This window comes from Priestia sp. YIM B13486 (genome assembly GCF_042787865.1).
Classification (GTDB): domain Bacteria; phylum Bacillota; class Bacilli; order Bacillales; family Bacillaceae_H; genus Priestia; species Priestia megaterium.
Genome location: NZ_JBHZOZ010000016.1, coordinates 71,993 through 87,411, shown reverse-complemented (window position 1 = coordinate 87,411; position 15,419 = coordinate 71,993). Strand labels below are relative to the sequence as shown.

Here is a 15,419-nt window from a genome sequence, read left to right as displayed (position 1 = left end):
TCCATCATTTCCATGTTTGTTATTAGTATACCATGACTATACCGATTCCTTCTATCTAACCCTTTAGGAACAAATTGAGTATCAATATGGTACTTGTCACACCAATTATTAATGTTCTTGATACAAAGAAGTATGAAGGGGGGCTTAAAACAAATAGAAGTACTGAGTCTGATTGCTATTACCAATAAATAAACTCCTTTAGTCTGAACACGTTCTCTGTAAATATGAAAATGGAAATACCTTAAAAATTAATAAACCACCGAAAGCAAAAAACCACTAGGATACCTAGTGGCTTAGTGTTTTAAAAATCACTATATTCTTCGAGATCATCGTCGTCTAAAGAACCAGATACTTGCTCTAAATCTGCAATCTTACCTTCTTTTAAGGTTTGATTTTCTGAAGGCTTGTCTTCTAACTCTTCTTGCTTACCTACAAAACCATTAGCTTTAGCTAATTGCTTTAATTCCTGCAGTTCTAAGTTGATATGTTCGAGAAGCTCTTCTGTTCTATGTGCTGATTCTACTTGGTTGGTAGATGCACGATGAAGGTCACGAACAATTAAAGATGAAATGTAGTCCCCTAATTTTCGAGACTTTGCATATTTTGCGAGTATGTCATAGACTTCATCACTTAACTGATTGGTTTTAATCGTAAAGGCGTTTTGACGCTCTGTCATGGTTATCACCTACGCTGTTAGGATTTAACGGCTTTCTTCTCAGCTTGTTTCTTTTGAAGGTAACCGATGCTTCGAATTTCTAAGCCGAATAAGTTCAAGTGACGGCTATCTTCTGGTACTTTATGATATTTCTCTGTACGTTCTTCGCCGATCTTTTCACTCATACTTGTCATGATGGCTACTTCTAGTGTCGGAGCAACACCACCACTATATACGTATTTACGAATTTTATTTGCTGGTGGTGGCGCTACGTCGTTTAACTTCGCTAGTAAAATCTCTACATATTCTTTTAGGGAAGATGTAATTTGAGCTGTTAAATCAATAGATTCACCCGTATTTTCATTCTTTAACTCAAATTTTTGTTTGCTGTAGTTATCTAAAATAAACTGATCAAATGCACGTAAATCGGTAAACAGCTCTGGGAATTTCTCTTTTCGTAACTTATCAATGTGCGCTAAGTATGGAATACCTTCAATACTTTGGAATGATTCGCGACTGTTTGCAGCTTTTAATCCTTCTGGTAGAATAACAACATCAATGGATCCTCCACCAATATCGACCATCACGGTTTCACATTCTACATACTCATTGGCATCTTCACGGTCTTGAAGCGTTAGGTCTTTCTTTAATGCAAAGCGTGCAATTTCACCTTCTTTTAAGCATGCACTTTCTTCTACAGAAATTTTTATTTCTTTTTCGAACCCTGGTGTATGAATACGGAAAGCATGGTCACCTAAGAAGCGAGTGGCCATTGCTTTTTGCGCTTCACCAAATGTGCTTTCTTTTTTTAGCAACCAGATTGGTAACATCGTAGAGAAATAGTCAATCTCGATGCTATTATCCTTTTGATCTTTCGCATGCAACGCATGGTAGTATGCAATAGCAGCTAGAAATGTCACATAAGGAATATGACTTGTAATTTTGTTATGTAAACGATTGATATGGTTATTCGCAAGTTGTTGGCTTGCAGCGATGTCACCGACTAAGAAATAACGTTCTTTTTCTTCATCACCGATTGTTGTAGATAGTAAGATACGCTTCTTAAACTCTTCTGGTGCTGTTACTGCATCTGTAAAAAATGAATCAGCAACATCTTTTTGTAGTTCTACAACGTTGGTTGGGAAATCAAATAGGTATCCATCAATGATATTCATATCAACGGAGTTTCCACAGTCTTTATTAAAACGTGAAATTTTCATGTTTATACACCTCGTTTTTAAGTTGAACTTCTGTTGAACTCATTATACAAGAAGAAGGGCAGAATTTCAATCCTTTAGTTCAACTTATTTATCTTCAAAAACTTACATATATCAACAAATATTTTTATCTAGTTGAACTTATTAAGGGGTGAAAAATAGTATTATGAAAGTTCTGGTTAGAGAATGTGAAGGTCACAAGTAGATTATAATAAGAAAGTATGTGTGAGAAACATAACACTCTTCTCAATATAAAATAAATATATAGTTTCCATAAGTTTGAAAAGAAAATAAAAGAACGAACAGAACCTATCCTTATAGCTGAAGAACGATTAGGCCTTCCTCAAACCAACAGAGAAGCTTTTGGTATGTTAGATTTACAATCATTACAAGTGAGATTGCGTATAGAATGAAAGCCATGGTAGGGTTTCAGAACATTGCTGTTCACGATTATCAAGCGATTAATCAGGGTATTTTGCAGCAAATCTTAGATAAGCATTTAAGTGATTTTACTACGTATACTAAGCAAATTCTTGATTATTAATTGAGAGGGTTATTCTATATAAAAAGGACAAACAAGTCATCATGTTTGTCCTTTTTGTCATTTTACAGGTAGTTACTCAATTTTTAATTTAAAAATTGAATAACTCTATGTCAAATACAAGAAAAGTCCTCGAGTTACGAGGACTTTTCTTGACTATGAAATTAGAAATGGAATTTTTATTTGCATCTACAAGACGTATTGTAACACGCATTAGGTATAAAAAATAAGCTATTCAAACCCTAAAAAAGGGATTCCGAGCTTTTAATTGGATTTTACAGGAAAAAATATTGTTAGAAAGCCAAAATATAGTTAGTGTTAAAGAAAAATGTAACAATTTAGAGAAATAGGTGGTTAGATAATTGCAAATATATAGGAATAACAATGGTTTAGTAAAAGCTTTACTTGTAGATATAGAGGCAGGAAGAGAACTTATGATTCGAGTTGGTTTAGAAGAAGGATTCACCAGTAAGAGTACCATTGTAATCAGTCAATTCATTGATCAATTGCTAAACCAGTTAGAAGAGGTTTCTGCGACTGATTAGCTTTTATTTTTTTGAGGAGAGTAAAAAGCAACCTCGATATTGGCAAGCGAGGTTGCTTTCTTGTAAGGGTTTGTTCATACGTATCCGAAGTATGAAACATATATAGATTACTACGTTCTGTAAGTAGAGACTGTTTTTAATGTGCTGTCGCATATGTATAGAAAGATGCAGAATACAAATGGACATGCTATCTAATATCCTGTGTTCACTGATAGAGTCTTTTGGGTATGTGTACTGCAAGGAGTTATTATATTAACTAGGAACATCGGGAATCTATAGTTTAAAAACAGAAAACTTCTAAACAAGAAGCAGGAGTTTTTCTACATGAATGGTGCTACTATGTTCAGGTGATTCTTGGAACATCTCAAATAGTTTGCGTATTTATTGTAAACTTTATTCATCTTAAGGTCATTCATTTGTTTGATAAATCCTATCAAATCAAGGATGTATAAAAAGTTGCACAAAGTAAGTAATCATCCGTTCTTAAACCCCTTGTGCCGCAGTTTAGCCATAAGGGGTTCTTTTTTGATGTATACCAGAAAAAATATTATGGTAATAAGACTGGATGTAAGATTCATCTTAAAAAGCAAAAAACCTACCTCTTCCCAGTTAGAAAAGATAGGTTTTTTCTGCTCTATTGCTAAAGGATTTTCGTAGATGCCTCACGGCGTCTTGAGTAGTTAGTTTGTTCCGGATGTGAAAATTTATTCGTTGTTGGCTAATTTACATTTTAATTTTATAAATAGACATACTAATTGCATCCAATTTATTTAGTAATCGAAGGTGGAAGTCTAATAATGATGTATGTCTTTGTGTGCTTTTTAGTTTTTAATTTACTAGCATTTTTCACACCTAAAAGATTAGTCCCTATTGAAATATATGCTACATGTATTTTTGTCTACGCTTATGGGGTAACTTTCCCTCTATCAGTTTTTAGTTTTTAAATTTTTACCCATTTAACAAAGCTTTAGGAAGAAAAGTACTTTATATTTTAAGTTGGACACTTTTTCTGTTGTATTCGAATGGTTCGTAGTTAACACGGACTTTTTTTATTATAATGGCTGGAAATTACTATATTCGGCTCTAGTATACCCAATTATTTTTCTTATTCTTGTAAGTAACTTGAAATTGGTGAGAAAAGTAATTTCTAGTAAACGATAATTATCCTTCTGAAAACTCGACAAAAATTCAAAAAAAATTACCTGTTAAGTTATTTTATTAGGTTCTTTTTGTTGGGTTCCCTATAGTAACTAAAAATATATATGATATACATTAAAAAATCAGAAGCAGCTACCTCTTCATGAGATAGTTACTTCTGATTCTGAATAGCAGTTAATTCATCTTATTCCTTGCATTAAGAAAATACATCCATACATGTATGACAGTTGTCATACTAGTTACTTGACGTTTGTATGTTTTATTACCAGCTACTATGCGCTACTATAAATTAATAAAGAAAAGCTGAATATTAAACACGGTAAAGATTTAAGGAGGTCAACATGAGCAAACAAAAAACGACTGAACTAAGAAAAAATGTAGCACCTTTTGAAAAACCCAATACGAAATCGAGTATAAAGCAATTGATAAACACATTCCTTCCGTTTTTCCTACTTTGGTTTCTAGCTTATCAAAGTTTGTCCGTTTCTTATTGGCTAACATTTCCATTAGCTATTGTTACAGCCGGGTTCGTCGTCCGAATCTTTATTATTTTCCATGATTGTTGTCATCAATCATTTTTCAAAAGTCGAAAAGTAAATAATATCCTTGGTACAATTAGTGGGGTTATCACCATGTTTCCATATGAACAGTGGAAACGAAGCCACTCGATTCATCATGCCACGAGTAGCAACTTAGATAAACGGGGAACTGGTGATGTGTGGGTCATGACAGTTGATGAGTATATTGCAGCTTCCTACTGGGGCCGGTTAGCTTACCGAGTGTACCGCAATCCACTTGTTATGTTTGGATTAGGCCCCATCTATCTTTTCTTAGTTTCTAACCGATTGAATCGAAAAGATGCGAAACGAAAGGAACGTTTGAACACATATTTAACAAATTTCTCAATTGTTGCAGTGTATGCACTTTTATGTTGGGGTATTGGTTGGCAAGCTTTTCTGCTCGTTCAAGCTCCCATCCTTTTTGTAGCAGGATCACTTGGAGTTTGGCTATTTTACGTACAGCATCAATTTGAGGATTCCTACTTTGAAAACGAAAAGGAGTGGGATTATGTGAAGGCTGCGGTTGATGGTAGCTCCTATTACAAGCTTCCTAAAGTTTTACAATGGGTAACAGGTAATATTGGTTTCCATCATGTACATCACTTGGCTCCAAGAGTTCCAAACTATAATTTAGAAAAGGCGCATGAGTCTACGCCACCATTACAGAAAGCAACAACAATTACACTAAGCACAAGCTTGAAGTCCCTTCGTTTTCGACTTTTAGATCAACAAAATAAAAGTTTTGTAAGCTTCAAAGAAATTAAGCATCTAATAGACAATAAAAAATCTCGTATGAATTTGAATAACAAAAGGCCAAATCTAGATAAAAATTGAATATTCACACGATAAAACTATTCATTTCCTAATAAAAAATACCTGGAAGAGTTGAATTATAATCCGAATAAGGGTCACTACATAAAAAGTGTCCCTTATTCGCTATTTGTCTACATTGTGTATAAATCTTAAAACCTTTTATTTAATATACTTTCACTTAAACTATCCTCTTGACGACAGTTAACAACCCATTCGTGAAAATGTATCTTTTCTAACCCTTAAAACTAAATTTATAAGTACTTAAAAAACATGGGATTAGAAAAAAACGATGTTTTTAGCACTTTAAACTCAGAAACTGATACTAATTTAACTTTTCCTAATGAATCTTGTTCCTTAATTTCACAAGTACCATTGTTATATAACCACAAAGCAGTATAATTTTTGCTTTAAATATGACATTACAATCAACCTTCACTAATTATCCTTAACCCTCCTTAATACTTGCTAATTTTCGACATAAAAAGAGGGATCCCTTTAGAATAACTCCCAGAGAGTATTGCACATGAATATCTCCTATCGATCGTTTGATCACTAATTATCTCTTTACATTGAAGAATATTTTTATTTACCCAGGATATTTTACGCTCTTAAAATCTACGTATATTTCAAAAAGTCCATAAAAATAATATAATCACTTTTTATAATTACAGATATAACTATTTATAATGTAAACGTTTTCTGTTATGGTGAAATCAGGTGGATAGCATGCGTGGCTATCGTTGTATTTGGCGCAGGTGGAGCCCATACAAAAAGAAAGAATGAACTTTTTTTAACTTTGTGTTGTGTTACATACAACTTCTTACATACAAGTTAATACAATCAATAAGTACATTATTAATTTGGATGTATAAGAGATTACTAGATAGGTAATGATAGAAGTAAGAAACATAAATAAAGGAGGAAAAGATGTTGAAAGAATATAAACAGGTGTTTTCTAATTTTATTGATGAAGACCGATTCGAACTACATTCATACCTTACTTATTTATTCAATCAATCTCAGGATAACGATGTAATTCAGTTAGAAGATGAACATATAACATGATAAATGTACACATATTGTAAAGTGGAAGGGTAAATATATGAATGAAAAATAGGATAAGCGACCTTACTGTTCGAATTAGGATAGATAAGTCGCTTTTTATTGTTCTCATGTAAAGTCTTCCTGTTAGTGGGTTAATTCTGTTACAGAGGGTATTCTATGAGATACTTCGAAGCTGTTTAGTTAATCGTAAGAGGGTTTCTTTATCTTTATTTTTTGAAGCTTGTTCCATTTGCACTAAAATTTCTGTTTTTTTAACGTCACGTAGATTTTTCATTGATAAAAGTTGATTAAATGTAGCATTCATGTCTTTTATCTCTCCTATCTTTGTGCAACCGTTTTTCTTTGTATTCCACACCCATCATTCTTTTTCCTTTAAAAGCTTTCTATATATAATAAGCAGAAACTCAGTCAAAAAAGACTGAGTTTCTGCTTATTATATGCCATTTACACCACTTTCTACCATAGCATGTTCCCAGCTAGGGAAAAAATAAAGTGCATTTTTCATTAGTTTTGGATGTGTTTGCTTTACTTTTTTCTTTTTTAGAGATTGTCCATTTGTTCCTAAGTACTGGATTTGGGCTTTGACTTCTTCGACCGTCATATCGGCTTGCATAAGATCACTCCCTTTATCAAGTTGACCCTATTATTCCCTTCTTTTAGATAAGTAAAACATATACTTCTAGAATTAGCTTATATTTATTTATATTTAATACAAATTATGAAGAATAACTACAACAAAGACTGCCGATTATGTATAAGCCTTCTACCAAGGATTCTTTCTCCGGAGTATGCAGCTTTTTATACATATGCTTGTCTCAGAAAATAGTCTTTATGAAGAAAAAATATATGTTATTATTTAACTCCATTTATAGACTCCTTTAAAAAGTTACCATTTCAAATGCTTTTAGAATAAGGGTGTTTTTTTTATTTAACTACTAAAGAAACTTCCACTCTTTCTTTTTCTCTTATAATGATGATGTCCATAACTTCCATGATGATCACGGCCTTTTCTATAATCGTCACTACTGCTATAACTCTTAAAAGGTTTTGATTTTCCTCTCTTGTAATCACTACTACTGTAATGCTTATGTTAATTATTCATTAGTGAATCAAACAGTTTCTTGAACATGATTTAACCACTCCTCATAATTAGTTTAAATCTATAAAAAACAAAAAGCGCTTTTATCTTTTTAGTAGATAAAAGCGCTTGATGTATAAACACAGACTTCACCTAACTAAAAATGTAGGCAAAGGTCTTGCTAACAATTAAGATTGCCAACAAAGCCGGAAACAAAATGTTTCGTAGTGACGACTTTTGTTGTACAGCTACTCCCCTTTGGAGTATTAAGTTTGTTCAATGTTAGCGTAAATCGATTCTACCAGTCAATTAATAACTAATAGCGTCCAAAAAGGAACATCCTTTTAGACAAATGTACGTCGAAGTATAGGCTAAATTATAATGGACTTTCTGTAGTTTAGAAAAGTAATACCTAAGTACTTTATAGCTTTATAAAGAGAAATTTATATTTATTTCTCCATGTGAAAATATGATATATTATATACATACCGATAATACGCCATACTATAACTAATTTAGGTAATCATAAATAAAAGCACTACTAATCCATAAATATAAATATCATCAAAGGCGTTAGTACAGACTACTAACGTCCTTTTTACTGTCTTCTTCACTTTAAGATTTCTACACGCACTGGAGGGAGATAACATTGAGTAAAAATCAAAAGCTATGGACAACGGAGGAAGATTTATTCCTTAAAAAACAATATGGACAGATGACGTTCCAAAGAATGGGTGAACACTTAAATCGTAGCAAAGAATCTGTTAATAAACGGATTGTACGATTAAACCTTCGAAATGAAGAGAATTGCTTACATAAAAAATGGACAACGGAACAAGATACTTTCTTAAAAGAAAACATTAATATCATGAATAACCGGGAAATAGGAAATCATTTAGGTAAGACACCTTCTTCTATTGCTACTCGTATTAAAATATTAAAACTAACACGACGAGAAACACTGCGGAGATGGACGAACCAAGAGGATGAATACCTATTAAAGTATTATGGATCCAAATCTCTTAAACACATATCTAAACGACTGCAGCGAAGTATACCAGCATTAGAGTCTAGATTAAATCGCTTAGGCGTATATGGAGTAAGAGCTTATACAGGAAGTATTACAGTATATGAACTAGCAAGTTTTCTTCAAATTGATGTTCATACTATCTATAAATGGATTCAAAAAAAGAAATTGCCTCATAAAATCACGAGGGCAAAAACACGAAAATTTGTAGGAATTGAAGTATCAGCCTTTTGGAAATGGGCTGAGCAAAATAAAAAGCTCCTTAATTTTTCTAAAATACCTACAAATACTCTTTTGCCAGAGCCGGATTGGGTAAGGAAACAACGGAAATATGATTATTATAATCGTCCAAAATATGAAAAGAAACAGTGGACTGAAGAAGAAGATGCCCGTCTATGGTATATGTTCTACGAGGAAGGTCGTACTCAACAAGAAATCGGTCAACTTATAGGACGATCAAGGTATGGGGTTCAACGAAGGTTAAACCGATTGCGAAAAAAGAAATTGACCACTTAATGGCTGTATCCTGTACTTATTTTAAGCAATAGATCTATTCACTCGATATTAAAATAAATCTTTTAAAAAAAAAGCACAGACCACTATATATGGTTTGTACTTTGGGCTAAGGAATAACACTAAAAGAAAGATTGTCTAATAACAGATTAACAATTTAACGCTTTAAAGTAAAACGTTAAATTGTTCCATATTATATCCCTCGTTATTTAAGTAAATAGTAAATTATTTCATAAAAAATATAAGTGTTAATACCTGCTCTTACTGATGAATACAGAGCATGAGATCGTATACCTTGCTTTAAACAGATTAATGAGTGAGTTAATCTCCAGACATTAAATATCTTTATTTGAAAACGTATTCAAAAAACAAAAAAACCTATCTCTTCCCAGTCAAAAGAGGTAGGTTTTTTCTGTTGCAGAATTTAGTTGTATACGTCAATGTTTGGCGACATCTTGTGTAGTTTGCTCAATTTACTGTTTATTATTTATTCTATAATTACCAAAAAAAAAGAAACAAACTTAAAAAAGAATGTTTCTTGAAAATTCAATCCAGCTTAATACTTTACCCTTATCATAGAAATCAAAACATATTTTATAAAAAATGTTTTGGTGCTTATAATGAACAGGATCACAACTAAAGATTTATATGAAATAAATCTTTAAAATAGAAAGAATTCATGTGAGGAAAAAATTTGCTTTTTTCTACATTAAATCTTAATTAATTATATAAAAAGACTTATGTTGCAGGACATTAAAAGAAATATGTTGAATAAATAGTATCGATTTCTAATATATTGTTGTTGAATGTTAGAATTTAATTAATTCCGATTAGGAAGGTTGGAGGAATTGTGGGTGTTAAAAGAAGAAGATGGTGAGCTTGATCAGGAGTGGATAAGTCTTATGAAGGAAGCTTATCAATTAGGTCTCTCTTTTGTGGAAGTAAAAGAATTTATATATTCAAACCAAAAGGAAGTTCTTTCTAAATAATTCAGGCTCTTTTTGCTTCTTATAATCTGATTATGTAAACTTTAAAAATGATTTATTACTCAGTGACTTCTTTTTCCACAGTACTTATTATTCTATACAAAGCTAAAGAGGTAGCCTCCACATCTGGAAAATATTCAATATGACCCGTTTCAATATTCTTTACTTGAAAATTCTTTAGTTCCTTAGAATAACTGAGAGAAAAGGTATTATTTTTACTACAAATGGTATGAGTAATTTCACTGTCTTCATACTGTAATAAAGTTTCTAACATTTCTTTAATTTTAATTATTGTCATTTATCATCAACCCATTTCTCGCAATTTAAAGTTTAATCTATTTTACCATAGGGTATATATATAAGTTATTAGCTCCAAATAATTGAAATAAATATTTTAAAAATGAAATAAATTTGTAAAAAAGTGTAATTTCACCTTAAGGTTAGAAACTATATAACAAATGTATCATGGTTGGGAACCACGGATATATATGATATAAAAGATGTACTTTAAATATATATTTAAATGTGGGAAATAAAGGATATTATTTAAAAACATATTTAGTATGGGTAGTATAGGGCATAAAAATAAATAATAATTCATTTGGCGATATTTATTAATTAAGGATAATAATAATCAATAAACAATAATGGGTGTATTCAAAATGGAGATTATTTATAATCCGAGGGAGAAAATGACGGATTTTATTAAAGATAACAAACAAAATTTCCAAGACAAACTCTTATCAGAGGCGGTTAACGTAGCCTCTAATATTAATGATATTTTAGAAACAGGAAATATTGATCTTTTAAAAAATGCTCAAAAGTTATCTCTATATGTCGTAGAACAAAAAGAAGACCAACTCATTGCTTTTGCTCAGCAAGAAGGCGTAGCATGGGCGGAGCACGCCTTAACTCTTGCCTTCAAACTAGAATGGGTACAGGCCATTAGGCGAACATTATGGCATTTTCTCTATCAATATGATCGAATAAATAACCATTTTAATGACCTTGAAGAATTCTATGCCTTAGAAAAGCGAATTAATGATAGAATTGATCAATTTCTTAACACTTTTGTTATTAGTTACTCAAAGTATAAAGATGAATTAATTGCCTCCCAAAGGGACTTGGTTGAAAATTTATCGGTACCCATTATACCACTTAGCCAATCTGTAGCTGTACTACCGTTGATCGGAATGATTGACATTAATCGTATCCAAACGATTGAGGAGAAAGTACTGATGGGTATCTCAGATTTAAAGATTCAAACATTAATTATAGACCTGTCTGGAATTGCTAACATGGAGATGTATGTCATTGATCATTTCCAAAAAATATTAACTGGAATTTCAATGATGGGATGTAAGGCTGTTCTTATAGGTTTACGTGCGGACCTGGTGCGGACAATGATTCACTCAGGAATCTCCTTTGAAGAAAAAGCAGAAACAAAAGGGACGTTACAGCAAACATTAAAAGAATATTTAGAACTCCACCAAATGTAGGAGGAATAAGGAAGTTTACTCTACACACAGAAATGAATTTATGAAATTAGAATCATTTTGATGCTTAGAAAATCCATTATTATATAATCTTCTCATGGTTCCTTTAATTCGTTTTATGTTAACTAAGGATGTATACCATATACATCTAAAAAAGAAAAACCCACCTGATTTGTCAGAGGTGGGCTTTTCTTTTAGCTAAATATTAAGGGTGTAATTGCTTGTTACTTACATATCATTTAATATTTTTGTAGATATTTATTATAACCTATCAAATCATTTTGAGAAAGCAGAAAATGAAAACGGTTACTTAATATTAAAACTAAAAGGTATCTTTTCTATTTCATACCGATAAAATCCATTACGTTAAGTAAATAGTAAAGTATTTCGTAAAAATAATTAGTTTCACTATTTACTGTAACTGATGACAAATAGATCATTCATTATAATAGATAAAGACAACAAACTGGTGAGTTTGTTGTCTTTAGATTTCAGTCTATCCTATAATTTTTGTACAGCGTACAATAGCAATTCTTCTACATTCCTTTTGCCTAATTCCTTGGCTTTTTGCTGCAATTCTTGCTTTAAATCACTTGATATCTTTACGCGTACAACTTCCAGATCGCTATCAATATAAATCCCACGGCTGCGTTTATTAATCTTCCCTGAGACAAGAACCGACTCTAATAACTCAACGATTTCTTGTGCTGATTCCGTCAATAATACAGGTTTGATTTCAACGATAAATTGCTCTTTCTCTTCTTGTGGAGTAATTCTCATGTTGGTTGGGCTTAGGTACTGATAAAATAAATCTATGAGCTTGTAAAGTTGTGATTTTGCATAGGCTGTTTGCTTAAAGGCAAATGTAGCATAGCCTTCTTTGGTAACAGTTTTTTTTGATTCAATCTCGTAGGCTGCTTCAAAGCCTCGGTGAAGTAACTCCTCTAATGTTATCTCTTCATGTTGTTCTGTAACAGCCATAATTGGATCTTCTACAGAGATGATACGGGCAAACTGCTCTTTTTCTTCATTTTTCTTCACAAAAAGCTGAAATAGCGCAATATTTTGTTCGGCATGATAAAAATGACGCTTACTCGGTTTGCGCCCTACTTCATGCGTGAGCTTAAACGCTTCTAGATCTTCTTCATTCACAAAATAACAATTAATGCCCCGGTATTCTTCTTGGAACGCAGGTAACAGTTCTTGCTTAATATACTTATTCACCGTTGTGACCGAGATATCCAGTTGATGCGCGACTTCTTTTGTCGTAAGTCCTGGCTTTTTTAACTCTTCTTGTAAACGAACAACATCCTCGATATCAAATTCATAACGTCCTTCGATATGCCAGTCATCTTTATTAATAGGGTTTAATTTCCCTTGTTGAATATATGTATAAATGGTTTTCTTTGATGAAATAGTTAACATCTCCATTACATCTTCAATCTTAATAATTTTAACAGGATTATCAATCATGACATACACTCCTATTCTTTTTCTTATATTCAATAATTAATTATATCATATTTATGTATAGTTATAAGTTGAAAGTTTTTTTAACTTATATGTAAATAGTGAAACTAACTTATATAATATTATGTTTTATCATTTACTTCAACCGATGACAAATAGGGGATTTTTCTACAAACAATACAAATGATAAATTATTTTTACAAAAAATAAGTTTTCACTTTTACTTTTAAATACATTACAATTAATAAGTAATAAATATAATAAGTAATTTTAAATAAGTATCTAATTATAAAAGTATTAGATATTTATTTAAGGTAATTAGTAATTTAAATTTTGTTAGTAACACTATTGTTATATTTTAAAAGTACTTAATTAGATACATACATATAAATACAAACTTAATCCTTAGATAGAGAGGAGAATAATTCAATATAAGGAAGACTTATAAATAAGAAGAGATGTTTTACGGAAGGAGAGGCTTTATGCAAGATTTCTCGTTAGTACACATAGGGACAGAACTAAGGGTAAAAAAAGAGGAGTTCAATAAAATCTTTTCATTGATGCTAGATAGTACGTATTATGATGCCTTAGTAGAAAGAAATGAGCATCATCAGCGAAAAAACGAAGATATGTTCAGTGATTTTACGGATGAAGAAATGATTTACTACTATGTCCACCAACGAAAGCATATTCGAAAGGACCGAGAACGAAAGGAAAATACAAAAACTGAATACCTACGGATTTTATTGCAGTTTTATCAGTATGCGGCCGAGAGTGAGTCGTTTCTGCGCCAAGATGTTGACTATTATATAGAAGAAACTATTTTTAAAAACCTACGACCTTGGCATATACGGAACTACCAGGATTATTTAAGCACCGCATTGTTAGGAAAGGGAGGGAAACCTTATTCACCTGCAACTTTAGACGCTAAAATGACGATTTTAAAAAGTTTTATGAAATGGCTACATGAAACGAAGTATATTCAGCATCCATTACACAAAGAAATCTTGAGCACGTCACTATCTGAGCTAGAAATTCCAAATCGAGATTTGTATTATCATGAAGTCAAACAGCTTCTAGACTACTACAAAGACCATCCTATTAATCATGGATTGTTAACGATGTTGGCGATGACAGGATTGCGTGTACAGGAGATAGCTAAAGCTTCGTGGGGAGATGTATATTTAGACAGTTTAAGTGGCCATTATCGGTTAAGAGGAGTAGGTAAGGGTGGAAAGAAATTTGATAAGTTACTTCATCCATCGCTATATGAGCGCATTCTTGCCTTTCGAGAACGACGTCATGTCAGTACAGCATTAAATTCAAGTGATCAAGGTCCATTATTTCCAACTAAAGATGGAGTATATTATCAATATAAAAACTTAAGTAATTATATTGTGCGTATCATTGAACGAACTGAGTTACCATTTGTAAAAGAACGGACTGATAGAATTACGCCTCATTACTTTCGTCATTTTTATGCCATCTATAGTAGACAGCAGGGAGCCGATATTTTCTTAATTCAAAAGGAGCTTGGCCATAGTGACCGCAAAACAACCGAGCGCTATCTGGAGAAAGTTTTGCAGCGTGAACGAGAAATTGGATTGTTGTGGAAGGAACAAGATTTTTAATGGTAGGTGTTAAAATAGAATGCTAACAGAAATGTTTCCTTTCATTTATGGTTCACGGATTTTAGATATTATTATATTAATTCTTGTGTTTAATTGTATAGTCTTAAAAAAGAAATATAAATTAGAAAAGGTATTTATGTTAGTATTATCGATCTTTTATTTAATAGGTTTAATATCTGTAACATTATTTCCTATGCCTGTAGATGACCTACTATTAAACACCATTGGTTCTGGAATAGGTTTTCTATTCTACAAATACATATATGTAAAAGTTCTAAGAGATGAAATATTTGTCTCTCAAGCTTTTAGTCTTGAATGTTATATTTATTTCGTAAGACTAATTTACTGAGTATAAAAGGTGATGTTAGTATTTAATATCTTGTCGAAAATATACATATTTGATCTAAAACTAATATTTAAAACGAGCCCCATCAAACACATGCTACTCATAAGAGAACTGCCCTCATAGCTTATAAAAGGTAAAGGGATGCCTGTAATAGGTAGAAGACCTATATACACTCCTACGTTCTCAAGAACATGGAAGAAAATAACGGATATAATTCTTGTACAAACGTTCGTAGAATATTTATCTTTTGTATGAAGGGCTACAGTTATAATTTGATAAATTACAGATATAGTACATCACTGATAAGTAAATTTTATC

14 protein-coding genes and 1 pseudogene are annotated in these 15,419 nt (G+C 31.9%); 7 read left to right on the top strand and 8 right to left on the bottom strand.

Annotated features, from left to right (window positions below; translation table 11 throughout):
• Nucleotides 1-301: 301 nt before the first annotated feature.
• Nucleotides 302-676: a hypothetical protein gene (locus ACFX4G_RS25755; RefSeq protein WP_230185536.1), complete on the bottom strand. Its 375-nt coding sequence runs from the start codon at nucleotides 674-676 to the stop codon at nucleotides 302-304.
• A gap of 17 nt (nucleotides 677-693) precedes the next feature.
• Nucleotides 694-1,875 carry an Alp7A family actin-like protein gene (locus ACFX4G_RS25750; RefSeq protein WP_377577845.1) on the bottom strand — a complete coding sequence of 394 codons (1,182 nt, stop codon included), beginning with the start codon at nucleotides 1,873-1,875 and terminating at the stop codon, nucleotides 694-696.
• 406 nt (nucleotides 1,876-2,281) lie between these two features.
• On the opposite strand from ACFX4G_RS25750, the gene ACFX4G_RS25745 reads away from it, so the two are divergent.
• The 3 genes from ACFX4G_RS25745 (at nucleotide 2,282) to desA (ending at nucleotide 5,510) form a co-directional block, all read left to right on the top strand.
• Entirely contained in the window at nucleotides 2,282-2,416 is a 135-nt protein-coding gene (locus ACFX4G_RS25745) for a HepT-like ribonuclease domain-containing protein (RefSeq protein WP_230185538.1), read from the top strand.
• Between the two features lie 359 nt (nucleotides 2,417-2,775).
• Nucleotides 2,776-2,958, top strand: a complete 183-nt coding sequence (locus ACFX4G_RS25740) for an aspartyl-phosphate phosphatase Spo0E family protein (RefSeq protein ID WP_230185539.1) — start codon at nucleotides 2,776-2,778, stop codon at nucleotides 2,956-2,958.
• A 1,499-nt stretch (nucleotides 2,959-4,457) separates the two neighbouring features.
• Nucleotides 4,458-5,510 carry a Delta(5) desaturase DesA gene (gene desA, locus ACFX4G_RS25735; protein WP_377577840.1) on the top strand — a complete coding sequence of 351 codons (1,053 nt, stop codon included), beginning with the start codon at nucleotides 4,458-4,460 and terminating at the stop codon, nucleotides 5,508-5,510.
• 1,198 nt (nucleotides 5,511-6,708) lie between these two features.
• Here desA and ACFX4G_RS25730 read toward each other — a convergent pair.
• The 3 genes and pseudogenes from ACFX4G_RS25730 to ACFX4G_RS25720 all read right to left on the bottom strand — a co-directional run bounded on the left by ACFX4G_RS25730 (nucleotide 6,709) and on the right by ACFX4G_RS25720 (nucleotide 7,683).
• On the bottom strand, nucleotides 6,709-6,858 hold the full coding sequence (locus ACFX4G_RS25730) for a phosphoesterase (RefSeq protein WP_097825524.1): 150 nt from the start codon (nucleotides 6,856-6,858) through the stop codon (nucleotides 6,709-6,711).
• A gap of 129 nt (nucleotides 6,859-6,987) precedes the next feature.
• Nucleotides 6,988-7,167 carry a hypothetical protein gene (locus tag ACFX4G_RS25725; RefSeq protein WP_043978786.1) on the bottom strand — a complete coding sequence of 60 codons (180 nt, stop codon included), beginning with the start codon at nucleotides 7,165-7,167 and terminating at the stop codon, nucleotides 6,988-6,990.
• 315 nt (nucleotides 7,168-7,482) lie between these two features.
• Nucleotides 7,483-7,683, bottom strand: a pseudogene (locus tag ACFX4G_RS25720) (hypothetical protein).
• Nucleotides 7,684-8,281: 598 nt separating this feature from the next.
• Here ACFX4G_RS25720 and ACFX4G_RS25715 point away from each other — a divergent pair.
• Complete coding sequence (locus tag ACFX4G_RS25715) at nucleotides 8,282-9,175, top strand: hypothetical protein (RefSeq protein ID WP_097825523.1); 894 nt, start codon at nucleotides 8,282-8,284, stop codon at nucleotides 9,173-9,175.
• Nucleotides 9,176-10,026: 851 nt separating this feature from the next.
• Nucleotides 10,027-10,161, top strand: a complete 135-nt coding sequence (gene sinI, locus ACFX4G_RS25710) for a DNA-binding anti-repressor SinI (RefSeq protein ID WP_377577836.1) — start codon at nucleotides 10,027-10,029, stop codon at nucleotides 10,159-10,161.
• A 55-nt stretch (nucleotides 10,162-10,216) separates the two neighbouring features.
• On the opposite strand, the gene ACFX4G_RS25705 is transcribed toward sinI, so the two are convergent.
• Complete coding sequence (locus ACFX4G_RS25705) at nucleotides 10,217-10,456, bottom strand: hypothetical protein (protein ID WP_043978780.1); 240 nt, start codon at nucleotides 10,454-10,456, stop codon at nucleotides 10,217-10,219.
• 364 nt (nucleotides 10,457-10,820) lie between these two features.
• Here ACFX4G_RS25705 and ACFX4G_RS25700 point away from each other — a divergent pair, with 364 nt between their 5' ends.
• Nucleotides 10,821-11,657, top strand: coding sequence for an STAS domain-containing protein (locus ACFX4G_RS25700; RefSeq protein ID WP_377577832.1), 837 nt, complete (start codon nucleotides 10,821-10,823; stop codon nucleotides 11,655-11,657).
• 498 nt (nucleotides 11,658-12,155) lie between these two features.
• Here the strand turns inward: ACFX4G_RS25700 and ACFX4G_RS25695 are convergent, their stop codons facing one another.
• Nucleotides 12,156-13,127 carry a helix-turn-helix domain-containing protein gene (locus tag ACFX4G_RS25695; protein ID WP_377577829.1) on the bottom strand — a complete coding sequence of 324 codons (972 nt, stop codon included), beginning with the start codon at nucleotides 13,125-13,127 and terminating at the stop codon, nucleotides 12,156-12,158.
• A gap of 479 nt (nucleotides 13,128-13,606) precedes the next feature.
• Between ACFX4G_RS25695 and ACFX4G_RS25690 the strand changes: the two genes are divergently transcribed.
• The gene (locus ACFX4G_RS25690; RefSeq protein ID WP_377577826.1) at nucleotides 13,607-14,755 is read left to right on the top strand and encodes a tyrosine-type recombinase/integrase; all 1,149 of its coding nucleotides are present in this window, start codon (nucleotides 13,607-13,609) and stop codon (nucleotides 14,753-14,755) included.
• A gap of 342 nt (nucleotides 14,756-15,097) precedes the next feature.
• Here the strand turns inward: ACFX4G_RS25690 and ACFX4G_RS25685 are convergent, their stop codons facing one another.
• On the bottom strand, nucleotides 15,098-15,382 hold the full coding sequence (locus ACFX4G_RS25685) for an FtsW/RodA/SpoVE family cell cycle protein (RefSeq protein WP_377577885.1): 285 nt from the start codon (nucleotides 15,380-15,382) through the stop codon (nucleotides 15,098-15,100).
• Nucleotides 15,383-15,419: the final 37 nt, after the last annotated feature.